Raw genomic sequence first — 25911 nt, 5'->3', positions numbered from 1 at the left:
GTCAAGAAAAAAAATCATTTTTCTCCTACAAAATCAGCCTTGCTATTCTTATCGTTTTATCCCTTGTTTATTGATCCAATTTACGTACTGTTTTTTGTTCCTATTATGTTGCGCAATGGTCTTTGCAAATTTATGATATCCAAAATTCTCTACATTAGACACAAAGAAGTAGTATTCATGCTTTTCGTAATTTAGAACTGCATCAATAGAAGATATATCTGGCATTGTAATTGGTCCTGGAGGTAAGTTTTTATATTTATATGTATTATATGGACTATCAAGTTCAAGATCTTTATATAAAACTCTTTTAATAACTGCGTTCCAATCACCTCTATGTTTCTTAATTGCATAAATGACAGTAGGGTCTGCATCCAGCTTCCATCCATTTTTGTATCGATTCAGATACACACCCGCTACTCTAGGTCGTTCGTCTACCTTTGCCGTTTCTTTCTGCACTATAGAAGCAACAATAACAACCTGATTTAAAGTAAGACCGATGCCCTTTGCTTTTTCTTTTCTACGATCATTCCAGAAACGATTATATTCTTTCCACATTCGATCTCTAAATTGTTTGGCAGATGTATTCCAAAAAAATTCATACTTATTAGGAACATACATGGACAAAGCATTATCAATTGTAAAACCATGAGCATTTATAAACGCATCATCTTTAAAAGCCTTAAGTAATGACAAACTATCTGCTTCTATTTGCTGAGCAACCCTGCCTGCCAGGTTTTCTAACCTTTCTTGATTATTATAACTCAATTGAATCGGAGTATTCTTACTTCTCAACAAATCAACAAGTTCATTATTATTTAAACCTTTTTTTATAATATACCTCCCTGCTTTCACCTTTTTAGCATACCCCTTTTTAGCAGCAATCTTATCAAAACTCGAAGAATTCTTTACTAAAGGATGAATTATTTTTCTTAATTCTGGATATGTTGTTCCAGAAGGTATATATATAGTAACTGTTTCAGTTTCAAAATTAGTGTTTGGAGAAAAAACAGCTTGATACACATAATATGCAAACACACCACCCCCTATTAAACCTATTAGAGCTATTATCAATAAAATTCTTTTAATGTACATATATAAGTTGATATAAAAGTTCGTCCTTGTACTTACCTGCAACAAGGTTCCATTCTTTTTTTATTCCTATTTTCTGAAATCCTTGTCCTTCAAACAATTTTACACTTGCAAAATTATCTTCTGCAATATTAGCATATAATTGATGCAAGCGAAGATGTGTTTTTCCGTAATTTATTATAAGTTTCAGTGCCTCTTTTCCGTATCCTTTTCCACGAGATTCTTTTTCAGCAATAAGGATTCCAACTCCTACTCTATTATGAATAGGATTAAAATCAAACAAATCAATCAATCCTAGCGCAGCACCATCATTAGCACATATAACAAGCCTTAATTGTTTTGCTTCATAAATATCCTGATGTGCATTTTCTAAATATTGCTTAATTAAAAATCTTGAATATGGAGTCTGTGTAGTACTCATTTCCCAAATGCTTTCATCATTTTCAATGACATAAACAAAATCAAGATCTTCTGGCTCAAGAGCACGCAGATAAATATGTTCACCTTTAAGCGTTAACATTCTATTTCTCCTTTAAATACTTGTTCTGCAGGGCCTATTAGAAATATATCCGTATACCCTTTCTCAGTTTTTTTAAAAGTCACTTTTAAAGTTCCTCCAGGAGTTTTAACACTTATCTCTTCTTTATCCGTCAATCTGTTAGAATACATTGACAATGCCACTGCCGTAACTCCCGTTCCGCAAGATAACGTTTCATCCTCTACTCCTCGTTCATACGTTCTAACAGCAAAAACATCATTCTTTTCTTTCTCCACAAAATTAACATTACTTCCAGTTTCGAAATAAGGTGCTCCGTTTCTAATTTGGCGCCCAACATTCACAACATCATAGCTCATTAAATCATCTACCATAGTTACATGATGCGGAGAACCTGTATCTAAAAATAAATGTGAATCATGATGTTCTATTATCGAAACATCTTGCATCTGCAAATAAACAAGCTTGTCTTTAATTACTGCATTATGCTTTCCATCAATAGCAGTGAAAGTTGCCTTATCCTCTATAACCCCAAGAAATGCCGCAAATGCCACTAAACATCTCCCTCCATTACCACACATAGAACTCTCATTTCCATCAGCATTAAAATACACCATTGTAAAATCATCTTCTTCATTTTCAGGAAGCTCTAGCAACATCAACCCATCTGCTCCTATCCCAAATTTTCTATCACAAAGCTTCGCAAAAAGTTTGGTATTATTTTTGGACAAAATTGACTGCCTATTATCAATGATTACAAAATCATTACCCGTTCCTTGGTATTTGTAAAAAGTAATGTTCATTATTTTTATTCAATTATATAAGGGCAAAGGTACAAAGAATGCCAACATAATATCACTGTTAATGGTGCGTTAAATATCAAAAAAAATAATACTATAATTGTAATTTTAATAGTTATACACAGTCTATACATATAGTACTAGTCAAATTAAACGAAAAAAGAAAAGAAGATGAAAAGATTTTTAAGCTTATTGGTTGTCGCTATTTTAGCAGGTATAATAACGTTAGGAGCGTATAAGGTTTTTTTAGAACCAGATACTGTTGTTATTACCAAAACTGAAGTCACACCTCAAACAAGTATAATTCCTACTGCATATAATAACTCTAATCTAAATCCTGCAAATTCTGGCGTAGATTTTACGTTAGCCGCAGAGAAGACATTAAATGCTGTTGTTCACGTAAAACAATATGGAATTAGTAAAACTCCTAGAAACCTGATGGAGTATTTTAGAAATGGTGGCACTACCGAAAGAAGAATTCAAGGAGCAGGTTCTGGAGTAATCATTACTGAAGACGGATATATCGTAACGAACAACCATGTAATTGATGGTGCGACTGATCTAGAAGTAACCCTAAACAATAACAAATCATATAAAGCAGAAGTAATCGGAACTGCAGCACAATATGATATTGCATTACTTAAGATTGATACAAACGAAAAACTAAGTTATATACCTTTTGGTGATTCTAACACTGCAAAAATCGGAGAATGGGTATTAGCGGTTGGTAATCCATTTAACCTAACTTCTACGGTTACTGCTGGTATCATAAGTGCTAAATCAAGAGACCTTAATGAATATGACGGAAACAACCAATCATTTATACAAACCGATGCTGCAATCAATCCAGGAAATAGTGGTGGCGCATTGGTAAATACTAAAGGAGAACTGATTGGAATAAATACTGCTATTACATCTCAAACAGGTACTTATGTAGGGTATGCCTTTGCAGTCCCTTCTAACAATGCCCGTAAAATAGTAGAAGACATTCTGGAGTTTGGAGATGTTCAACGTGGTATTTTAGGAATACAAGGAGGAATTATTAATGAAAAAACCATAAAGGAATTTGATATATCAGTATCCCAAGGAGTCTTAATTAAAAAAGTTGAAGAGGATAGTGGTGCAAAAAAAGCTGGTCTAAAGAAAGGAGATGTAATTAGTGAAATTGACGGCTTACCAATTCGAAAGTTTTCTGATCTTACTGGGTATGTTAACAGCAAAAGTCCAAATGATATTATCAATGTTAAAGTAATAAGACAAAATAGAGAATTAAGTTTACCCGTTACTTTATCAAAATATGTGATTCAACGATATGAGATTAAAGATGTAGGTGTCGAAGTTGCCAATCCTAATATCAAATATCTAAAACAATTCAACCTGGATCATGGAGTTGTTATCAGTAAAGCACTAAATCCCAAAATGAAGCGATATAATCTAGAAGGGTTAATTATAAGCGAAATTGATGGCAAAAAAGTGAAAAATGTTTTAGAAGTAAAACAGATTATAGAAAGCAAATATGTTGACGAAGATATCACTATTAGCTTGATTGATCAGAATGGAGAAAAACGTGAATTTGTTTTTCAGGATTAATTAAAACATCATATAAAATCAACAATCCTATTATTTAATAAAATAATAGGATTTTTTTATTAAAAAAGGCTTTACGAAAACGATTGAAATTCATACTTTTGCGCGAAATTTCAAGATTGTAAAACACAACACATTATGAGCTCTAACGAAGTTTATGAAAAAGAACTTGCCTTTCAGGCAGACAGACGCCGCGCTACTGTGGCTTTTATTAAAACTGTAAGCGATTTATGGTACGACAATTCTATCGAACTTGTATTATTTCGTAATCAGTTAATTGATAAAAATGTAAGTGAAATTCTTAACTTACATGAATACGCAGGTGAGTTTGTTCAAAAACCAATTTCGATTTTTGACTCAGTAGAAATAGCGCAAGCCATTAAATTAATGGACTTACCTCCTGCTAAATTAGATATAGGTAAACTTACCTATGAATATCACTTAGCAGGCAATGAGTTTGATTCTGCAACTGGTTTTGTAATGAACAAACTAAAGGATGCTAAAGAATTTAAAAACATTTCTCCTAAAGATGTTGTTCTATATGGTTTTGGACGTATTGGACGACTTGTTGCAAGAGAATTAATGACCATTACTGGGAAAGGAAGCCAATTGCGATTAAGAGCGATTGTGACCAGAGGAGCTATTACAGAAGATATTTTAGAAAAAAGAGCTTCTTTATTAAGAAATGATTCTGTTCATGGAGATTTTGCAGGCTTGGTTGAAACCGATATTGCAAACAGTGCGTTAATCATCAATGGAACAACAGTAAAAGTAATTAGTGCTAATAACCCAGAGGATATTGATTATACTTCTTTTGGAATTGACAATGCTTTATTAATAGATAATACTGGAGCGTTTAGAGACAAAGAAGCATTAAGCAGACATCTGGTTGCTAAGGGTATAGACAAAGTCTTACTTACAGCACCAGGAAAAGGAGTTCCTAACATCGTTCACGGTGTAAATCACAAAGAACACGATCCTGATAAAGTAAACATATTTTCTGCTGCATCTTGTACTACCAATGCAATTACACCAATCTTGCAAGCAGTAGACGAAAGTTTTGGAGTTGTAAATGGACATTTAGAAACAATTCACGCATATACAAATGACCAGAACTTAGTAGATAATATGCATAAAAAATACCGTAGAGGTCGCGCTGCTGCCTTAAATATGGTTATTACAGAAACTGGAGCAGGAAAAGCAGTTTCAAAAGCATTACCTAGTTTTGAAGGAAAATTAACTTCTAATGCAATTAGAGTACCTGTACCTAACGGATCTTTAGCAATTCTTAATCTTAACTTAGATAAGAACACCTCTAAAGAAAGTATGAATGCGATTATCAAGAAATATGCTTTAGAAGGAAATCTAGTAGAACAAATTAAATACTCTTTAGACAACGAATTAGTTTCTAGTGATATTGTTGGTTCTTCTGCACCATCAATTTACGATAGCAATGCAACTATTGTGGATGCTAAAGGTAATAATGCTGTTCTTTATGTTTGGTATGATAATGAATATGGATATAGTCACCAGGTAATAAGATTATCTAAATATATTGCCAAGGTAAGACGTTTCACTTATTACTAGAAATCAATAAGTACATAAATAATCCAAAAAAGTCGATATGTTATGTAGCGACTTTTTACTTTTATCTCTCATCTAGTCATACAATACATACCTATATATCAAAAGCAACTATACTTCACTAATATTATGAATCAAAATAAAAGGTTGAAATTTCCAAGTAAGTAACCACATATAGAAAGCAATCATCTATCTAACAAAAAACAAAACACAAAGAATGCAGATGTAAGATATGAGCATTAAATCTTTTAAATTATCTACAATATCGTATATTTATTACCGTTAAAGTTAATTAAAGACTAACGTAAAACGAGAATGAAACCAATACGACCCGTAAATATTTCTTAAACCATATTAAATAAGAGATATCACAGTACTCAGAAGGCTTCATATGACCATTAAAAACATCAAAAATTCACACATGAAATTACCAAAGTACCTATTAGTTTTAATAGCTCTATTCCCTATCTTTGAAACCATTCAGGCACAAGAAGAGAACCTTACTGCAGAACAGGCATTGCAACAAGAAAACATTGAAAACCAATTTGATGTTGTGATAAAAAAATCTGGAAAGTACCAAGAATACAAAGTTGTAAAACGAGTTTGGTTAAATAAATTGAAAGCGAACACGATTGATTCTTTAAAAACCCTTGAATCTAAATTAACTAGTTCTAATCAAAAAATCACACAACAGCAGACTTCTATAGCTAATCTAGAAGCATCTCTGGCAAAAACCAATGAAAACCTCACTTCGGTTACAGAAGAAAAAGATAGCATGTCATTTTTAGGAATATCTTTTACAAAAGGTAGTTACAAAACTATGATGTGGACAATCGTTGGAGCACTTTTAGCATTATTAGCGTTCTTTGTTTTTAAATTCAAGAATAGTAATTCTGTTACAATACAAGCCAAAAAGGCTTTAGCAGAAACTGAAGCTGAATTTGAAGATCACAGACGTAGAGCATTAGAAAGAGAACAAAAAGTAATGCGTAAACTTCAGGATGAAATAAACAAACAACGTAAAGCTGGAGCCAAGTAATTATAATTATCTGGATTTTTACTATATTCTTTTGCATCTTTGCAGCTCTTAACTATACAAGATGCGAATAGACATAATAACCGTTGTACCGGATATTCTTAAAAGCCCTTTTGAAGCTTCAATTATGAAGCGATCTATAGAAAAAGGACTTGTAGAAGTACATTTACATAACTTAAGAGACTACACAACTGATAACTACAAACAAGTAGATGATTATCAATTTGGTGGTGGTGCAGGTATGGTAATGATGGTAGAACCTATCGACAAATGTATTTCGGGATTAAAAGCAGAAAGAGAATATGACGAAGTTATCTACATGACACCAGATGGGGAAACTTTAAATCAAGGAATCGCTAATCAACTATCATTAAAAGGAAACTTAATCATTCTTTGCGGTCATTATAAAGGTGTAGATCAAAGAGTTCGAGACCATTTTATCACAAAAGAAATATCTGTTGGAGATTATGTGTTGTCAGGAGGAGAACTTGGTGCCTTAATTGTTTGTGATGCGATTATACGGTTAATTCCTGGTGTATTAGGCAACGAAACTTCTGCACTTACTGATTCATTTCAGGATGATCTATTAGCACCTCCTATATATACAAGACCTGCCGAATATAAAGGATGGAAGGTACCAGAAGTACTTACATCTGGAAATTTTCCAAAAATTGAAGCATGGCGAGAAGAACAAGCTTACCAAAGAACTAAGGAAAGAAGACCCGATTTACTAAATGAAAATGAATAATTAATACTATAAATACTTGCAAATCATTAAATAATAATTATTTTTGCAGCCTAATTGAAATAACCTCTGGCGAGAATCGTGCATGTTGCTTTAATAAACATAAGTAAACTATCTCAAAAATGGAAGATTTAGTAAAATTCGTACAAGACGAATTTGTTACAAGAAAAGATTTACCTGAGTTTTCAGCAGGTGATACAATCACAGTATATTACGAAATTAAAGAAGGAAACAAAACACGTACACAGTTCTTTAGAGGAGTTGTTATCCAAAGAAGAGGTTCTGGTTCTAGTGAAACTTTTACAATCAGAAAAATGTCTGGAACAGTAGGTGTAGAACGTATTTTCCCAGTAAACTTACCTGCACTTCAGAAAATCGAAGTTAACAAAAGAGGTAAAGTTCGTAGAGCACGTATATTCTACTTTAGAGAACTTACTGGTAAGAAAGCTCGTATTAAAGAAAAAAGAAGCTAATTTCTTACTTCTTTTACCATATAAAAGGTTGCCAAAGGGCAACCTTTTTTTATGAACAAAAGTTAATAACTATGGTTTATAACCAGTTGATAACTAAAACTATACAAAAAATTGACTGCTTGATGTATTTTTGTTATTTTTATTAAAGAAATTATATAATTACTCAAAGAGATGACACAAGGATTCCCTGATTATATTATTTTCTAAACACGTTCTTTGAACATTTACATAAACCATCTTAAAATTAGGATAAATATAAAACGAAAGTTATTTTTTTGAGTACATCATTGAAATCACTTTAAGGGTTCTCTTTAAAATCATTTCAAAATGAAATTCAAAGGAAAAAATTAAGTTTTGACACTTTTTTAATTTTAAGAGGCATTAGACTATTCGGATGAAAAACTGAAAAATTACAAAAGTAATTTAGAAACACAAGCGTTCGCAATAGTCACCCGAGTAGTATTTAGGTTAACATCGGTATTTTCTTAGATCAATTTAAATCTACTCAAAAACAGAAATAACAATTTTGGTATAAATTAACGAAAGTTATTATTTCACAGCGGGTAAAACAGCTGACATTATTCTTATTTCTGCACAAAAGCCATATCAAGGTATTCGTATTATGATATGGCTTTTCATTTTGTAAAATTATTCTCAAATCAAGTTCAGTTTTTTGCGACTACCATTTTTTCTTCCCTTTCTTTTTTAAAGATTTCTAATTCAATCGCTTTAACGCAAAACTAACATCATACAGGTTGCATTTACTGCCCTATATTCGTATCTTCGCGCTCGGAAAATCTTACAGCAAATAATATTGCAATACGCAAAATATTCCGCCAGATTAAAAACAAGGATTAATATTGTTTGTCCAAGAAAAGTTAAACGACTAATTATTTCCTTAATACATAGTATAATACATAAGATATCCTGCTTGTAATCCCAAAAAAGATATCTTATCCAAAATCAAAAAAATATGGGAATTGAATCCTCAAAAATTGTTTACACAAAAACTGATGAAGCACCTGCATTAGCTACATATTCTTTTTTACCAATTGTCGAAAAATTCACAAAAGCTGCCAATATAGAAGTAGAGACCAAAGATATATCTCTTGCAGCAAGAATTTTAGCAATTTTCCCAGAGAATCTTACTGATAAACAAAAACAAGCAAATGCACTTGCAGAACTTGGTGAGCTTGCGCTAAAACCAGAAGCTAATATCATCAAACTTCCTAATATTAGTGCTTCAATTCCTCAATTGAAAGCAGCAATTGCTGAATTACAATTACAAGGTTTTAATATTCCTAATTATCCTGAAGAACCAGAAAATGATGCCGAAAAAGAAATTAAAGGCAGATATGATAAAATTAAAGGTAGTGCTGTAAATCCAGTGTTAAGAGAAGGTAATTCTGATCGTAGAGCTCCTAAACCAGTAAAGCAATATGCAAGAAAAAATCCTCACTCTATGGGTGCTTGGAGCAGTGATTCTAAAACCCATGTAGCAACTATGGCTAGTGGAGATTTTCGTTCTAATGAAAAATCTGTTACTGTATCTAAAGCTGGTGATGTTAGGATTGAGTTTATTGACCATAGCGGAAACACTACTGTTTTAAAAGAAAAGACTACATTACTTGCTAGCGAGATCATTGATGCTTCTGTTATGAGCAAAAAGGCTTTGATTTCCTTTCTAGAACAGCAAATTGCAGATGCTAAGGATAAGAATGTATTGTTTTCATTACATATGAAAGCAACTATGATGAAAGTATCTGACCCTATTATCTTTGGGCATGCTGTAGAAGTCTTTTTTAAAGATGTTTTCCAAAAACACGGTGAAATATTAGAAGAAATAGGTGTTGAAGTAAATAATGGTTTTGGTGATCTTGTAAACAAGTTAAAAAAATTACCAGATGCTGCTAAAAGATCCGAAATAGAAGCAGATATTAAAGCTTGTTATGAAAACGGTCCACAATTAGCTATGGTAAATTCTGATGAAGGAATTACAAATCTTCATGTTCCTAGTGATGTGATTATCGATGCTTCTATGCCAGCAATGATTAGAACTTCTGGTCAGATGTGGGATGCAAATGGTAATACTCAGGATACCAAAGCAGTTATACCAGATAGTAGTTATGCAGGGATATATCAAGAGACTATCGATTTTTGCAAAAAACATGGAGCTTTTGATCCAACAACCATGGGTACAGTTCCAAACGTAGGACTGATGGCTAAAAAAGCTGAAGAATACGGATCACACGATAAAACTTTTGAAATTAAAGGAAATGGATCTGTTCGCGTTGTAGATGCTTCTGGTACTGTTTTAATTGAACATGCTGTAGAAGAGGGAGATATCTGGAGAATGTGTCAAACCAAAGATGCACCAGTAAAAGATTGGGTAAAGCTTGCTGTAAGTAGAGCTCGTGCAACCAACACACCTGCTGTATTCTGGTTAGATAAAAATAGAGCTCATGATGCCAGTCTTATTGAAAAAGTAAACAAATACCTGCCAGAACACGATACTGATGGATTAGATATCAGAATCCTGTCTCCAATAGAAGCTACTAAATTTTCTTTAGAAAGAATAAAAGATGGTAAAGACACTATTTCTGTAACTGGAAATGTACTACGTGATTATAATACTGACCTCTTCCCTATTCTTGAACTTGGAACCAGTGCAAAGATGTTATCAATCGTTCCATTAATGAATGGTGGAGGTTTATTTGAAACTGGTGCTGGTGGATCAGCTCCTAAGCATGTACAACAATTTAATAAAGAAGGACACCTTCGATGGGATTCTCTTGGAGAGTTTTTAGCACTTGCAATATCTTTAGAACACTTAGGAGAGGTAAATAACAACCAAAAAGCTTTAATAATTGCTGAAGCATTAGATAAAGCTACTGAAGAGTTTTTAGAAAATAAAAAATCTCCATCCAGAAAAGTAAACGAATTAGATAATAGAGGTAGTCATTTCTATTTAGCATTATATTGGGCAAAAGAATTGGCTGCTCAAAATAAGGATGCTGATCTTCAGTCGGAGTTTAGTGGATTAGCAAAAGAACTTGCTGATAATGAAACTAAGATTTTACAAGAGTTGATAGATGCTCAAGGAAGTACAGTAGATATGGGTGGTTATTACTGGCCAAATGTTACTAAAGTTGCTAATGCAATGAGACCTAGTGAAACATTAAATAAAATTATTGGTGCATAAATAATAGTAAACCGATACTAAAAATCCTAAAAGCCTGTAGATATATTTCTACAGGCTTTTTTTATGAATCCTAAAAAAACCTTAGATGCAACCCTTTACTTTTTGAGTTGTCAATAGTAATAACTAGAAAAGAAGAGTAACTTTAAAAGAAACTTACAACCAAGAATTAATAATTGGAAACCAATATTCTTTATACACATAAAGACCTTGTAGAAAAAAGCAAGTCTGGTGATAGAAATTCTCAATATCAGCTATATGAGCTATATGTGAATGCTATGTACAATGTAAGTATGCGTATGATTGGTATAAAAGAGGATGCAGAAGATGTAACGCAGGAGAGTTTTGTAGAAGCTTTTAGAAATTTACCTTCTTTCAGGTATGAAAGTACTTTTGGTTCCTGGCTCAAAAGAATAGTCATTAATAAAAGTATTAATCATTTGAAATTAAAAAAAATACCAATCACTCCGCTTCAAGATCAAGAATATCATCTTAGCGAAGAAACAAGTATACCAGTTCCAATAACCGATATCGAAAAAATAAAAAAAGGAATTGCGCTGCTTCCTGATGGGTATAAACAAATTATTAATCTATATCTAATTGAAGGATATGATCATGTTGAGATTTCGGAGATACTAAAAATTTCTAGCTCCACATCAAAATCTCAATATCATAGAGCTAAGAAAAAACTAATTCAGATTATAAAGACAATATAATACCATGGATGATTTTGAAAAACATATAAGTAAAAACAGACATCTATTTGACGAACATACAGTAGATAAAAATAAGCTCTGGGAACACATCGAATCAGAACTTAACCCTGTTTCTAAAGTAAAAACTGTAAAGCTTTGGCAATCACCAATGATTAAAATAGCTGCTACCATAATTATTTTGATTGGAGTCTTTTCTTTAGCTAGCATTTTCACTGCTTCAAATCAATCAAGTAACGTTGCTAATCAAGAATTAATGGATATAGACAGCTATTATAAAGGTTTGGTATCCTTTCAAGTGCAATTGGTTAATAATAACGACAAGTTATTAGCAAGTGACAAAGAAGAGTTCCTGTCATTCATGGATGAACTAGATAAAGAATATGAGCTTTTAAAAAAGGAAATGGAGAATAATTTCAACAATGAGTACATATTAGAAGCCATCGTAAACAACTATAAAAAAAGAATCGAGTTAATAGAAAATCTATTGGAGCAAATCAATGATTCAAAAAAAACTGATGATAATGAAGGATATATTTTATAAACTACTCATCCTATCTGTTTTCGGTTTTGGATACACATTAAGCGCTCAGCAAAAAGTATCCAAAACAATAAAGCAATCATATGAGTTTACAAACTCGGGAGAGCTTCAGTTGGATAACAAATACGGAAATATTACAATTAATGGTTGGAACCAACAAGAAATAGAAATTACTATTGATATTCTGGTTAACAAAAAAGAGAAAGCTGATGCCAAAGATCTTCTGGATAGGATTAAACCATCGATAACCTCATCAGGTGGCCTTGTCAATATTTTTTCTAACATTGAAGAAAAAAGCAGTGGTTTCTTTTCTAGAATGCTTAGCAAAACTAATCCATTAGATGTTGGTAAAGGAAATATTCAAATAAACTACACCATCAATTTACCTATTAATTCAAAAATTCAAGTAACTAATAAATTTGGTGATATTATTATTAATGATTGGAACGGAAAATTAAAGTTAAATCTACAACATGGAGATACCTGGATCAATAATGATATTACCAATGCTAATATCAAAATGAAATTTGGTAAACTAAGAACCAAATCTATAACAAATGGTAATGTAGAATTAAAAAATAGCGAATTTGACCTGGAAAATTCTAAAGATTTAAAGATAAATAGTAGTGGATCTACTATAACTATTAAAAATGTTGCTGAGCTTGAAGTATATTCAAATAAAGATAAAGTTACCATTGAAAAATTAAAAACGATAACTGGAGAACTTAAGTTCTCTAATGTTAAACTCCTTCAGGTACAACAAGCCATAAATATTACAATGGAAGTAGCTGATTTACAAATTAAAAAAATTTCAAAATCTGATACGAACATTATCGTAAATCAAAAATCTTCGGAGGTAAATATCAATATATCGGGACTTAATTTTGATTTTAATGCATCGCTGGAACAAGGGTTATTGAGAATCCCTAAATCCTTTAAAAACATAAAAAACACAATGATAAATAGGATAAAAAGATTAAGAAACATAGAAGCTTCTTACGGATCTGAAAATAACAAAGGAAAAATAAATATTAAGGGTGAAAAAGGTATTATTATTCTACAAGAGCGATAATTACAATTATAAAACCGAAAAAAAGATAATTTATAAGCAACCCTTAAAAAAATTAGTTGTCAATACATAATAGAAAAGAAAACTAAATGAAAGCATCAACTATCTTACTGACGTTATTTATGTTTATATCAATGAGCATAGGATATTCGCAAGAAACTGAAACATCGGATTATATTGAGTTTAATGACAGAAAAAACATACTGCACGGTATTTATCTTGGTGTAGATATTGGATATGGTCAAATTAAAAAAAATGAAACAACCAATGCAGGAGTTAAATTAGCATATGTTGCTAATAAAAAGATGGAGTTAGGAATTACTGCAAGAGCTTTATACTCTGGCCTAAGTTCGGTAGATCGTTCTTTTGGGGGAGATTTTGACTTATTGGTTATTTACGGAGGTCTCCATGTAGAAAACATAGTACTGAGGACATCAAGATTTAATTTTTCTTTTCCACTTTTAATGGGACCTGGATACGTACAAGCTTCTGGACCATTAATCAAAAGTACCGATATAACATTGATTATAGAACCTGGTATTAACATATTGTATAATCTTTCTAAATACTTACAATTTGAAGCAGGTATAAAATACCGATTTTCATCCCCAATTGACCCAATACCTAATATTCTGGATAATATTAATGGATTTTCTATAAATATCGGAGCTAAGATTGGAGTTTTTAACCTTGGCAAGAATCGATATAAGAAAAAAGCTCCGATCAATTAACCAAACAGTTTACCAAATAACATAATACGCTTCAAGCGACATAATCAATAATCAATAGAGAACACCTATTGATCAGGCTAAGTATTGCCTTAAAATACCCTTAATTAACAATTAACTTAAATTTTGTAATCATGAAAAAAAACATCTTATGTATAGTACTATTAACTATTAGCTTCAAATTACTTTCTCAAGACTCAAAAATTAGTTTTGAACTCAACTACCCTATCCCTTTAGGTGACAATTTTATCGGAGAAAGTTATACTGGAATTATTGATGCAGGTGTAGATTATAAGTTCGTTAACTTAAGTCCTGTAAAAATAGGAGCTTCTCTGAATGGTGGAATATTAATCAATAACAAGTCTGATATTTTCAAAACTACAGCATACACCATACAGCCAAGGTTGTTTGGAGAACTAAACATAGAATCAATTGAAAAATTGCGCCCTTCGGTGGGTATTGGATACACAATCATGTTTTTTGATGTATCAGGAACAGATACCACCGAATCCACTGACACTCAAAGTGGGTTTAACTTAAACTTTGGGGTTGCATATGATATCTATAAAAAGTTTTTTGTTCAATTTCAATATGATTTTGTAAAACTCGGTGCGCAAGATAATTTGCCAGATATCTCATTCAATACAAATATACATCTCATAAAAGTTGGTGTAGGTTACAAACTATAAAAGCTAACGCTTACATACTATTTAATTTATAAGTAACAATCAACTGCGAATTCTAAAAAGAAAAATCTAAGTATATATCACATAAAATTCAATAACTAAATTTTAAACACAATGAAAAAGTTAATTTTAATCTTTGTCCTGATCCTAATAAGTCAAACTTCTTGTTCGTCTGATGATGACAATATAATTATAGAAATAACCGATCCCACTATCAGCTCAGAACCAATTATAGGCACTTGGCAAGTAACCAAAATAACCATCAATGGTATGGAAGAATCACTAGATTGCAACAGTGAATCTATTACATTTATAAACAATGGCAATACTATTAGTAAAGGAAAATATAAGGATATCGATGAAACTTGTAACTCATATGAAGCAATGTCCAAATGGGAGAAAGTAGATGAATCAAATTATAAAATCAATGCAATAATCGACGATGTAATACAACCAGACATATTTGTAGAGTTTAAGGTGAACTTTACCGAAAATAACACAAAAGCTAGTTTTATCTTTTTTATCGAATCTGGTAGTCCAGATGGCGAAACTGAAGAACAAATTCTTGAAACTATAAAAAAATAACATAATAAACTATTGATCAAATAGATAAAACATAATCCTTTGGAAAAAAATCAAAGGATTATGTGATTTATATATCAAAAAAACCAGCATATAAAATTTTAGGCACAAAAGTTGTTATCATTAAATACAAGAAAAAAATGTTACCAAAGCCCCAAATGAAAACTAAAGTTATTATAGAAACCAAAAAAATTGATACTAACTATGTATTTTCAGAAAACAACCAAGTATATCTTAAACGCAAATCCAGTGTTAAATCCTCAAATAGTTATCCTGTATACTCCGGAGAATGGTTTCCCGTTAGTTTTTGCTGGAAATCTTAATTAAAATCTTTAATATAGTAGAAATAATAAACTATAATTCGTAACATATTGTAGATTAATACGTCTATTCTATTAGCGTTATAGAAAAACATTTTCTTTTGAAAAACCACATCTCTCTTAAAACAGTACTGGTAGTGCTTTGCATACTGGTATACTCATCTGCTATATCTCAGGAAAAATTTACCATAAGTGGCACCATAACAGAGCAATCCAGTAATGAAACATTGATTGGTGTCAATGTCCTTTTTCCAGAAATGGGAAAAGGAGTAGTCACCAACGAATACGGATTTTACTCTATTACTTTACCAAAAGGAAACTATAAGCTTCAGATTAGTTATTTAGGTTTTCAAGACATCGTTCAAGAGATCATCTTAGATGAAGATAAGAAATTGAATTTTCAGTTAACTGAAGCTTCCGAAATGTTAGATGAAGTAATTATTACTGAAAACGTGGAAAAAGTCAATATTAAGACCCCACAGATGAGTCTTAATAAACTAACTGCAGGAACCATCAAACAAATACCAGTAGTCCTAGGAGAAGCAGATGTTATTAAATCCATAATTTTGTTACCTGGTGTAACCAGTAGTGGTGAAGGTGCTTCTGGGTTTAATGTTCGTGGTGGAGCTGCTGATCAAAATCTAATTTTATTGGATGAAGCAACCATCTTTAACTCTTCTCATCTTTTTGGATTCTTTTCAGTTTTTAACCCAGATGCTATAAAAGATATTAAACTTTACAAAGGAGGAATTCCTGCAAAATATGGTGGTCGTGTATCTTCTGTTTTAGATATTTATCAAAAAGAAGGAAATAGCAAAGAATACCATCTTAGTGGAGGTCTGGGAGTAGTAGCTAGTAGGTTATTAGCCGAAGGACCTATTGTAAAAAACAAAGGAGCATTTCTGGTTGGAGGTCGTGCGTCTTATGCACACCTTTTCTTACCTTTATTGGATGATGGTAATGATAACGTAGCTTATTTTTATGACCTCAACACTAAATTAAACTATAAAATTAACGAGAATAACAGTCTCTTTTTATCAGGGTATTTTGGTAGAGACGTTTTCTCTATCAGTGAAAGTTTTAGAAACACCTATGGAAATACAGTTTTAAACTTACGATGGAATCATTTATTCTCAGACAAATTATTCTCTAATCTATCATTGATATATTCTGATTATTTTTATGGTTTAGAGCTTGATTTTGTAGGTTTTGAATGGGATTCTGGCATCAGAAACTTTAACTTAAAGTATGATCTAAAACATTATCTCAGTGATAATTTTCAGCTTAATTATGGGATCAATGACATCTATTATCGATTCAATCCAGGTGAAATCAAACCTAATAGCGAAGATTCAGGAATTATACGGGATAAACTAATTGATAAATATGCCAATGAACTAGGAGTTTATATCGATGCAGAGCATAAAATCTCTAATAATTTATCATTGCAATATGGTGTTCGCCTCAGTAACTTTACTAGGTTAGGACAAGATGAACTAAATATTTATGAGAATGATAATCCCTTATTATTTAATGAGGAATTGCAAATCTATGAAGCTGCAGATCCAATCGGTACAGAAAGAATTAGTAGAAGTGATCAAATAAAGAATTTCACCAATCTAGAACCAAGAGTAGCATTAGCCTATGTTTTTAACGATAATACTTCAATAAAAGCTAGTTATAACAGAATGGCGCAATACCTACATTTATTATCAAATACAAGCTCTCCTACTCCATTAGATGTATGGACACCAAGCGGAAAATATATAAAACCACAGTTATTAAACCAATATGCATTAGGATTCTTTAAAAGCATTAAGGATGACGCGTACTCAATAGAAACAGAAGTGTTTTATAAAGATATCGAAAACCGTATTGATTATATAGATGGAGCTGAACTTATAGCAAATGATGCTATCGAACAAGAAATACTTAATGGTGAAGCCAGAGCGTATGGTTTAGAACTTTTAATCCGAAAAAATAAAGGGAAATTTAAAGGATGGTTAGCATATACCTTATCTAAATCAGAACAACGTACACCAGGAAGAACACCTACAGAAATTGGTATTAACAATGGAGAATGGTATAATACTCCCTACGATAAGACTCATGATATTTCTTTTAATGGAAGTTATGAATTGAATAAAAAGTGGAAATTTAATGCTAATTTCCTGTTTCAAACAGGACAACCTACCAATTACCCATCAGGACAGTTTGAATTTCAAGGGTTGGTAGTCCCCATTTTTGATGGCTTACGTAATGGCCAACGTCTACCAGCATATCATCGTATGGATCTTTCGGCAACATTAACACCAAGAAAGAACAAAAACAGAAAATGGCAGGGAGAATGGGTTTTTAGTATCTATAATGTATATAATCGTAGAAATGCAGCCTCTATTACCTTTACTCAAAATACGGAAACATTTGTTAATGAAGCGATAAGAACTTCTATTTTTGGAATTGTCCCTGCGGTTACCTATAATTTTAAATTTTAAAACAATGAAAAAGTTACTATATATCATTATCGGAATTAGCATATGTACCAGCTGTGAAGATGTTATTGATGTAGAGGTTCCTAATGGAGAGCCTAGATTAGTAATAGATGCATCTTTTGAGATTTATTTAGATGAAAATCCAATAGATGCTTTGGGTGGAGTACGGCTTACATTATCTGCTCCATTTTTTGATGACAATGTCCCTACAGTAAGTAATGCAACTGTATTCGTAACTAACCTTTCTGATAACTCTATCATCAATTTTGTTGAATCGGGAGAACTTGGATTTTTTATTCCAGAAAATATAAGTATTATTCCCGAATTTAATGTTGATTATGAACTTACCGTTATTTACGAGGGTGAAACTTATAAAGCAACAGCGCAACTTATTCCAACAGTTGCTATTGATAACATAGAACAAGGAGAAGGCACCTTATTTGATGGAGATGAAACCGAAGTGATCGTTTTCTTTACAGATGATGGTAATAGGGAGAATTTTTATTTATTTGACTTTGATTTTAATCTATACTTACCAAGTGAAGATAGATTTTACCAAGGAGAAGCTTTTAATTTCTCTTATTTTTATGAAGATATGATTGGCGGTGAAGAAGTGACTATTAAAATTCTTGGTATAGACGAACGATACTATAACTATTCGAACCTCTTAATAGAACAAAGTGAGCAAGATGGTGGAAACCCTTTTCAGACGCCTCCTGCCCAGATTAGAGGAAACATTATCAATACTACAAATCCAGATAATTTTGCTTTAGGATACTTTAATCTATCAGAAGCAAATCGTTTTCAATTTACTATTCAAGAGTAATCAGGAAAATCAGTACTTTTGAAGCATGGCGTTTACCAAAATAACAGAACAAGCTTCTAACTATGATCATCTGGAAAAGATGACCATTTCTGAATTATTATCCAACATCAATAAGGAAGATACAACCGTACCCGAAGCAGTAGCAAAATCTATCCCTCAAATTGAGTCATTAGTAACTCAAATCGTTGAAAAACTAAAAAATGGTGGTAGACTTTTTTATATGGGTGCAGGAACTAGTGGTCGATTAGGTGTTGTGGATGCCAGTGAGTGTCCTCCTACTTTTGGAGTTTCTCATGAGCTGGTTATTGGTTTAATAGCTGGTGGAGATCCAGCTATTAGAAAAGCAGTTGAGTTTGCGGAAGATAGCACCACACAAGGCTGGAAGGATCTTGAAGATTATAAGATTTCGGAAAAAGATGTTGTGATTGGTATAGCCGCTTCTGGAACTACGCCTTATGTAATAGGAGCATTAAAAAAATGTAATGAATCTAATATTATAACTGGATGTATTACCTGTAATGAAGGTAGTCCATTAGCCTCTACTGCACAATTTCCTATTGTAGTAACTGTTGGTCCTGAATTTGTTACTGGTAGCTCTCGTATGAAAGCAGGTACTGCTCAAAAATTAGTACTAAACATGATCTCAACTTCAACCATGATACAACTGGGAAAAGTACAAGGAAACAAAATGGTTGATATGCAGCTTAGCAATAACAAACTAGTAGATCGAGGGACCAGAATGATTATGGAAGAATTAAAAATCGAACGAGCATTAGCCGCGGAATTATTAGAAAAACACGGTAGTGTTCGTAATGCAATACAAAACTATGGAGCCTAAAAGAACAGACAAAGAATTATTGGGTAAAGGAGTACAACGAATGGCGATTGCACTTATTTTTATGTTTATTAGTCCTGTAATTATACATTCAGCATTTAAGAATCAAGATCATCCATATTATATTCCTATTTTAATTCTAGGATTGATAGGAGCTGCTTTTGCGATATTCATGGCATTTAGAGGGTTAAAAACAATTATGGATTCTATGTTTGGAAAGAAAAAATAACTTTATTTTTTTATAAATTTTGTTGTACCACTATCTGTAACCAAAAAGTAAATCCCTGTAGTTAAATCTCCAACTTCTAAAGTCCCCATTGCTTTTTCTTCTTTTATCATTTTTCCTGATAGACTATATACCCTATAACTATCAGTATCAATATTCGTATCTATTATGATTCTATCAATGGCTGGATTAGGATAAAAAGCAATCTTTTGAGAGCTTGTATTAAAATCATCAACAGTCAATGTTGTTGATACGGTTAATTTATAAGGGAAAGGATACGTTTTAGTAGTTCCTGTATTTAAAACTCTAACTCTATATACCCTGCCAGATGGTAAATTATTGGTTAACACTGAGGGTGCCGCTAAGGTAAAGTCATGATTAACAGTACCACTAGAATTGATCACAATAGCAGAACTTTGACTAATAAACGTTTGATTCGGAACATCTTCCAATGTATACACATCTGCCTCATCTACTTCATGAATCTGAAAACGTATTTCTCCAAAATCAAATTCAGGTAAAGTACCTGTATTGATCTCAGTTTTAATAATAAAGTTATCATTAAGAATTACTTCTTTGGGTTTCTCTATAAAAGACACATTGATTCTGGAATCAAAAATATTACCACCAACATCTAATTTTTGATATAGAGGCAATGCACTCATAACACCTAAATTTTCAAAGGTATTAATATCCTGTATGACACCTCCTTCTGCAACAATTCTATATACTCTTCCTGTCGGTAATTCATCCGTTAAAGTAATTCCTGGATTAAGATTAATTGTTTCAGAAAATGTACTTTGCCCTTCTTCTAAAACGAATTCAATAAATCCTAGCACCGTTCCTGTATAGATAGGTGAAGAAATATTTACTTCATCAATCTCTTCAACAGAAAAAAAGACTGATCCAAGAGCCTCATTATCTGGGAAATTATCGACTTGAAAATCAACAAATATATCTATACTTGAAGCTCCTGGTGGAATTCCATTTACCATATAAAAAACACTTCCACTTTGCGAAAAAAGGGACTGCGATAAAATAACCAGAAGTAATGTAAACAGAGATTTCATATTTTAAAAAATTAAAAATTCAGCAACAACATTTCAATATATAGTAATTGGAATGTGACCTTTATTGTTTGAGGACAAACAACACTATTATGTGGTATACTGTTATTATTTTGGGGATTTATTTTTATACAACTATTAAAATTAGGCGGTGTTGTATCTAAAGTTGTTTTACTGTTCTATTCGTAAAGGATGAAAAAAACAATACAACTTAGTTTTTACCTAATATCTTTTGATTCTCTATTCTTTCATTTAGATCATCAATATATCTCAGAGCATTTTTATTTTCATAATCAGTATATGATTTTGTTGCCCATTCAATGGCTTTGGTATAATCTCCTTTGATTTCATTATAAAAAGCCATGTTAAAACAAGCTTGTCCTGCAATTTCTGGATCTAGATTCGATGTTTCTTTCTCCCAAAGTTGAGCAGCACCTTCCCATTGTCCTGTTTCTACTTTTCGTTTAGCAATTTCGAAATTAGGAGTTGCTTTCACATAGTAATTACGATATACGTGATCCTTGTATGGCAATAACCTTAATGCATAATCGCTACCGATTTTTTGGCTTATTTGTAAGACCGATTGTTTTCTATTTGTTACCGCTTCTATCGCTTTGATCGGATTAATTCCTTTACCTTTTGATTTGGTTTTTTGATTTACCGTAAGTTGATCGCTGATTCTTTTCTTTATAGGATCATAAATACGCCATCCTGTCTTAATTTTAGTTTCTATATCTACTATATGTTCAATAGCTGGAATTTTGATCCCCAAAGGACCTTCTACCTGAGTCTCATTAACAGTATATGCAGCCTTAGCATCTGTATCATATACTGCCAAACTAAAAATAGCATCTACTTGATTCTTTGTACATAGATCATCTACCTGATCCCAGCTTAGCGAAGAAGGAAAAACTCCTCCTCCAGGATTTTCTTTCAATGTTATAGGTATAATGATCACTTCTGTAAACCTTGGATTTTGTAGAAGGGCTGTTTTTAAAGCAACTATGGCCTGTTCAGCTCCTTCTTTATCAAGTTTCTCTCCTTCAATTGATAATATCTTGTCTACTTGATCCAATCCTATATTCTGATCAGAAGGGATACTTCTATTGAGAATACCAATTTTTTTCACAGATGAATCCAGAGAAACTAAAGGAGGTTTTATTACTTCAGCTTTTAATGATTTTTTACTACCACATCCTACAACCATTATGAAAAAAAATGATAAAAGGATTGTATTGTATATGAGTTGATGTTTCATGTCTTTGTAATTATATATAATCTTAAAAAATAAGAACCTTATAAGGTTACATTAAAAAAGAGTGGTTTTCCCCAAAACCACTCTTTTCCCTAGAGATATTCAAATAACTTTATTGTTCTTTACGATAGAAAAATTGCCAATATATAATTAGCGTTTTTGAATATTTAATTTGAGAATTGATACATTAATTCCCTGCATCAGCACAATCAGCAGGCAAAGCATCATATTCGGCCGCAAATACATCATCAGGAATACATTCAAAATCTCTATACGCTTCAATAAGTTGTCTAAGAGATTCACAAGTTGCTTGATTCTGATTAGCATCATATGCAATAATTGCACCTTCTACACTTAATCTTGATGCTGTAGTTTGGTTTTCACAAGCCACATCATTTAATAAATCCTGAGCATCATCGTCACCACAAGACGAAATCAACATTACAGATAATACCAATGTAACTTTTCCTAAATTTTTTAAAAGATTGTTCTTAATTTTCATTGCTTTCTAATTTAAAATGAATTGTTAAATCTGGTATAAACATAAATTTCTTATTCTCTAATAATATATAAGTGTGGAGATTTGAGAGGATTTTGTTGACAAACTACTTATCTAAATGGAGTAGTGTTCTTTTTCAGTTATCGAAATTAATAATGTATTAAACACCTTTATATACTATCTTAAACACATATACTAGCAATTAGTTTTATCTCTAATACCACAAAATTTACTACAAACATCCTTATCAAATTACCATTCGTCCTCATTTGACAACTAATACCTTCTATACTTCGTATTTTAAACTTGGTTTTAAAATTCTAATGAGATTATGGCTGCAGATACTCAAGTACAAATATATATCGGAGGTGAATCTATACCTGCATTTAAAAGTTTATCTCTACATCAAGAAATAGATGCGCATCACAGTTTCGAACTTGTTTGTAGAAAAGATGTTTTAGAAACTGTTACTGAAGACATTTCTGGAGAAAGCATTAATTTTTTAGGAGCTGTCTTTTTATTGAAAATACAAGCTGTTAATGGTTTTTCTAATGATGAAATATTAGAGTTCAAAGGTGTCGTTACATCTATTAACACAGTAAAAGGATTCTATCAAAAGACTGGTGATCTTATACATATCCACGGAAAGAGCTGTAGTATCATTGCAGATGATGGCCCTCATTATGCTTCTCATAAAGATCTAGGAATATCAGAAATTTTGGAAAAGACGTTTAGTGGATACGATAAAGGAATTTTACAATTTAATTTTTCTCCAAAAAAACTAACTCCCATACACTATAGCGTACAGCAAGAAGAAAGTGCTTTTCAATACACTAGTAGATTAGCTGCTCAATACGGTGAATGGTTTTACTATAACGGAACTCAATTGGTATTTGGAAAACCTGAAAATAAAGATCCTGTAAAGCTTCGATATGGATATGATCTCTTTGAGTTATCCATGCAACTGGAAACCATTCCTAATAATTTTAAATACTTTACCAATGATTACTTATCTGATGCTTTTCACGAAGTAAAAACCAAAGAATTAACTTCTAGTTCTAAAGGGGTTATATCTACAATTAGTCAAAAAAGCAATCAGTTATTTCAAAAAGAAACTCAGGTTTTTGTAAGTGCGCATGATGATACTCAAATGAAATCTAGGATCGACGATCAAGTACTATTACAAAAGAAAGCTAATGAAATTAATCAGGTAAAAGTACAAGGAAAAAGTAGTAATCCTAGTATAATGGTAGGTAGTGTCATTACCATAGATGGAGATGTTTCTTCTTCTTATGGCAATTACAGAATTACCAAAGTAACTCATAACTGTGGTGAAAGCGGAAGATATGAGAATACTTTTGAGGCAGTAACAGCAGATACCGAAATTTATCCAAAAACTTCGATTAAAGCATTTCCAAAAAGTAAATCACAAACGGCAGTTGTGGTAGACAACGTGGATCCTGAAGGTATGGGTCGTGTAAAAATACAATATGCCTGGCAAAAAGAAACTGGAGAAACCTCTCCGTGGATCAGACAAGCAAGTCTTGCAGGTGGTCCTGGACAAGGGATGTATTTTGTTCCAGAAAAAGGTGATGAAGTTATCGTTGGACATGAAGGAGGGAATGCAGAATCACCAATTGTTCAAGGTAGTGTCACGAACGCTTCTTCTGTACCAGAAAGTTTTAAAAGCGGTAATAATCACCTTAAAGCAATCAAAACACGTAGTGGCAATCAAGTAACATTGAATGATGCAGACGGTAGTGTTACTATAGCTGATCCTAGTGGAAATACTATTGTGATGGGTGGAAACGGAGAAATTACTATCAATGCTCCTAATAAAATCACCTTCTCTTCTACAGATATTGCTATAGAAGCTAGCAATGATCTTACTGTAAATGCGGGGAATAACATTGCTTCTACAGCAGCAAAAGATATGAGTTCCAGCGCAGGAACTAATCTAAGTATGGAAGCAGGTACAGATCTAAAAGCTAAAGCCGGATCCAAAGCTTCTATTAAAGGTGATAAAAGTGCCACTATTTTTGGGAAACGTGTATCCATAACTGGAATGATTATGACCAATATACAAAGTGGTGCAATTATGACTATTGTTACAGCAGGAGTTTTAAATATTACTGGTGCAGCCAAAAATCTAATTAATGGAGCTAAGGTAAAAGTTCTTGGTGGTAAAGTTGAAATAAATTAAAACTATGTCTGTCACCTTACAACAACAAAGTTTATCTCTTTCAGAAAGTATAGATACCATTACTTATGATTTCGGAATGGTGCAACAGATAATTTCGCCTGAAGAAACTACTAAAAACAAAATTACCGCTACCATAGAAAAGACCTTTGTAAAAAAAGATCATTTAGGTTATTTATATAATATAAAAATAAATAATAGGTCTCAGAGTAATATAGATGATATGTTCGGGCTTGAAGAAGCGTTAGCGTTTCTGTATAAAAACATAACATTATACACTAATGATTATGGAGAAATCATTACAATCCTCAATAGAGGTCAGATTGCTGAGGAATGGTATGATTTGGCAAAACGAATCAAAAAAAAGTTTAAGCACTTAATACCTGACATTAAAAAATTCCTGCTAGGAATTGATACACTTATCGAGGATAATGAATCCTTTGTAAGTATGATTAAAAAATCTGAAATCTATAGTGCTCTGTTTTCGCCTATTTATAATCAGAATATAATGGAAGAAATTACCATTGAACAACAAAAAGACTTTGATAATTTTTTTGATTTAGAGAAACTTCCATTACGTATTGAAACCACTATCACAGGTATTAATAAAGACACCAAAGGCAAACAGTTCATGAGATCAGGAGCAATCGATTATGCTCGTTTTGATAAAGAATCAGCTAGCGAACTCTTTATACGTTCCTACGGAGTTCACGAATATGCTTTAAACTTTAATGCATCTTATTTAGAAGTTCTTGATCTGGATCAAAATAATCAAGTGGATAAAGCAACCATAATGTTAGGAGTAAAAGTAAATGACTTATATCAGCTGAAACAAATTAGTAAGCTTATGAAAAAAAAGTAGT

Annotated in this window: 24 protein-coding genes; 18 read left to right on the top strand and 6 right to left on the bottom strand. The window is 32.1% G+C overall.

Features of this window, described 5'->3' with window-relative positions; genetic code table 11:
• Positions 1-48: 48 nt before the first annotated feature.
• Genes mltG through dapF form a run of 3 tightly spaced genes read right to left on the bottom strand, consistent with a single transcriptional unit; the run spans position 49 to position 2388 of the window.
• Positions 49-1092 (bottom strand): endolytic transglycosylase MltG, encoded by a 1044-nt coding sequence (gene mltG / locus QBK95_RS21630; protein WP_280936651.1) that lies wholly within the window; start codon positions 1090-1092, stop codon positions 49-51.
• On the bottom strand, positions 1082-1609 hold the full coding sequence (locus QBK95_RS21625; protein WP_280936650.1) for a GNAT family N-acetyltransferase: 528 nt from the start codon (positions 1607-1609) through the stop codon (positions 1082-1084). The genes mltG and QBK95_RS21625 overlap by 11 nt, the downstream gene beginning before the upstream one ends.
• A complete protein-coding gene (gene dapF / locus QBK95_RS21620; protein WP_280936649.1) occupies positions 1603-2388 on the bottom strand; it encodes a diaminopimelate epimerase in 786 nt (261 codons plus the stop codon). Before dapF ends, QBK95_RS21625 begins: the two co-directional genes overlap by 7 nt.
• A gap of 168 nt (positions 2389-2556) precedes the next feature.
• On the opposite strand from dapF, the gene QBK95_RS21615 reads away from it, so the two are divergent.
• The 16 genes from QBK95_RS21615 (at position 2557) to QBK95_RS21540 (ending at position 20030) form a co-directional block, all read left to right on the top strand.
• Positions 2557-3975 (top strand): trypsin-like peptidase domain-containing protein, encoded by a 1419-nt coding sequence (locus QBK95_RS21615; RefSeq protein ID WP_280936648.1) that lies wholly within the window; start codon positions 2557-2559, stop codon positions 3973-3975.
• A gap of 135 nt (positions 3976-4110) precedes the next feature.
• Complete coding sequence (locus QBK95_RS21610; RefSeq protein ID WP_280936647.1) at positions 4111-5559, top strand: glyceraldehyde-3-phosphate dehydrogenase; 1449 nt, start codon at positions 4111-4113, stop codon at positions 5557-5559.
• A gap of 418 nt (positions 5560-5977) precedes the next feature.
• Entirely contained in the window at positions 5978-6595 is a 618-nt protein-coding gene (locus QBK95_RS21605) for a tRNA (guanine-N1)-methyltransferase (protein WP_280936646.1), read from the top strand.
• Between the two features lie 61 nt (positions 6596-6656).
• Positions 6657-7340, top strand: coding sequence for a tRNA (guanosine(37)-N1)-methyltransferase TrmD (gene trmD, locus QBK95_RS21600; protein ID WP_280936645.1), 684 nt, complete (start codon positions 6657-6659; stop codon positions 7338-7340).
• Between the two features lie 119 nt (positions 7341-7459).
• Entirely contained in the window at positions 7460-7810 is a 351-nt protein-coding gene (rplS, locus tag QBK95_RS21595) for a 50S ribosomal protein L19 (protein ID WP_280936644.1), read from the top strand.
• Between the two features lie 973 nt (positions 7811-8783).
• Positions 8784-11012: an NADP-dependent isocitrate dehydrogenase gene (locus QBK95_RS21590; protein ID WP_280936643.1), complete on the top strand. Its 2229-nt coding sequence runs from the start codon at positions 8784-8786 to the stop codon at positions 11010-11012.
• Positions 11013-11185: 173 nt separating this feature from the next.
• Positions 11186-11725, top strand: coding sequence for an RNA polymerase sigma factor (locus QBK95_RS21585; protein WP_280936642.1), 540 nt, complete (start codon positions 11186-11188; stop codon positions 11723-11725).
• Between the two features lie 4 nt (positions 11726-11729).
• A complete protein-coding gene (locus QBK95_RS21580) occupies positions 11730-12266 on the top strand; it encodes a hypothetical protein (protein WP_280936641.1) in 537 nt (178 codons plus the stop codon).
• Positions 12247-13335 carry a hypothetical protein gene (locus tag QBK95_RS21575; protein ID WP_280936640.1) on the top strand — a complete coding sequence of 363 codons (1089 nt, stop codon included), beginning with the start codon at positions 12247-12249 and terminating at the stop codon, positions 13333-13335. Before QBK95_RS21580 ends, QBK95_RS21575 begins: the two co-directional genes overlap by 20 nt.
• A gap of 86 nt (positions 13336-13421) precedes the next feature.
• Positions 13422-14063, top strand: coding sequence for a hypothetical protein (locus tag QBK95_RS21570; protein WP_280936639.1), 642 nt, complete (start codon positions 13422-13424; stop codon positions 14061-14063).
• A 131-nt stretch (positions 14064-14194) separates the two neighbouring features.
• Positions 14195-14749, top strand: a complete 555-nt coding sequence (locus QBK95_RS21565) for an outer membrane protein (RefSeq protein WP_280936638.1) — start codon at positions 14195-14197, stop codon at positions 14747-14749.
• 111 nt (positions 14750-14860) lie between these two features.
• Positions 14861-15331, top strand: coding sequence for a hypothetical protein (locus QBK95_RS21560; protein ID WP_280936637.1), 471 nt, complete (start codon positions 14861-14863; stop codon positions 15329-15331).
• A 430-nt stretch (positions 15332-15761) separates the two neighbouring features.
• On the top strand, positions 15762-18143 hold the full coding sequence (locus QBK95_RS21555) for a TonB-dependent receptor (protein ID WP_445012643.1): 2382 nt from the start codon (positions 15762-15764) through the stop codon (positions 18141-18143).
• A gap of 4 nt (positions 18144-18147) precedes the next feature.
• A complete protein-coding gene (locus QBK95_RS21550; protein WP_280936636.1) occupies positions 18148-18966 on the top strand; it encodes a DUF4249 family protein in 819 nt (272 codons plus the stop codon).
• A 25-nt stretch (positions 18967-18991) separates the two neighbouring features.
• Positions 18992-19804 (top strand): N-acetylmuramic acid 6-phosphate etherase, encoded by an 813-nt coding sequence (murQ, locus tag QBK95_RS21545; protein WP_280936635.1) that lies wholly within the window; start codon positions 18992-18994, stop codon positions 19802-19804.
• Entirely contained in the window at positions 19794-20030 is a 237-nt protein-coding gene (locus QBK95_RS21540; protein ID WP_280936634.1) for a DUF6095 family protein, read from the top strand. Before murQ ends, QBK95_RS21540 begins: the two co-directional genes overlap by 11 nt.
• A gap of 2 nt (positions 20031-20032) precedes the next feature.
• Here the strand turns inward: QBK95_RS21540 and QBK95_RS21535 are convergent, their stop codons facing one another.
• The 3 genes from QBK95_RS21535 to QBK95_RS21525 form a co-directional block, all read right to left on the bottom strand.
• Positions 20033-21097, bottom strand: a complete 1065-nt coding sequence (locus tag QBK95_RS21535; RefSeq protein WP_280936633.1) for a T9SS type A sorting domain-containing protein — start codon at positions 21095-21097, stop codon at positions 20033-20035.
• A gap of 208 nt (positions 21098-21305) precedes the next feature.
• Positions 21306-22352, bottom strand: coding sequence for a DUF6340 family protein (locus QBK95_RS21530; protein ID WP_280936632.1), 1047 nt, complete (start codon positions 22350-22352; stop codon positions 21306-21308).
• Positions 22353-22536: 184 nt separating this feature from the next.
• Positions 22537-22851 (bottom strand): hypothetical protein, encoded by a 315-nt coding sequence (locus QBK95_RS21525; RefSeq protein WP_280936631.1) that lies wholly within the window; start codon positions 22849-22851, stop codon positions 22537-22539.
• Between the two features lie 328 nt (positions 22852-23179).
• Between QBK95_RS21525 and QBK95_RS21520 the strand changes: the two genes are divergently transcribed.
• Positions 23180-25051 (top strand): type VI secretion system Vgr family protein, encoded by a 1872-nt coding sequence (locus tag QBK95_RS21520; protein WP_280936630.1) that lies wholly within the window; start codon positions 23180-23182, stop codon positions 25049-25051.
• A gap of 4 nt (positions 25052-25055) precedes the next feature.
• The gene (locus tag QBK95_RS21515; protein ID WP_280936629.1) at positions 25056-25910 is read left to right on the top strand and encodes a hypothetical protein; all 855 of its coding nucleotides are present in this window, start codon (positions 25056-25058) and stop codon (positions 25908-25910) included.
• Position 25911 lies beyond the last annotated feature (1 nt).

Origin of the sequence: Aquimarina mycalae (genome assembly GCF_029906345.1) — a bacterium.
Lineage (GTDB): Bacteria > Bacteroidota > Bacteroidia > Flavobacteriales > Flavobacteriaceae > Aquimarina.
The sequence above is the reverse complement of the archived record's forward strand: the minus strand, read 5'-3'. Positions and strand labels throughout refer to the sequence as shown.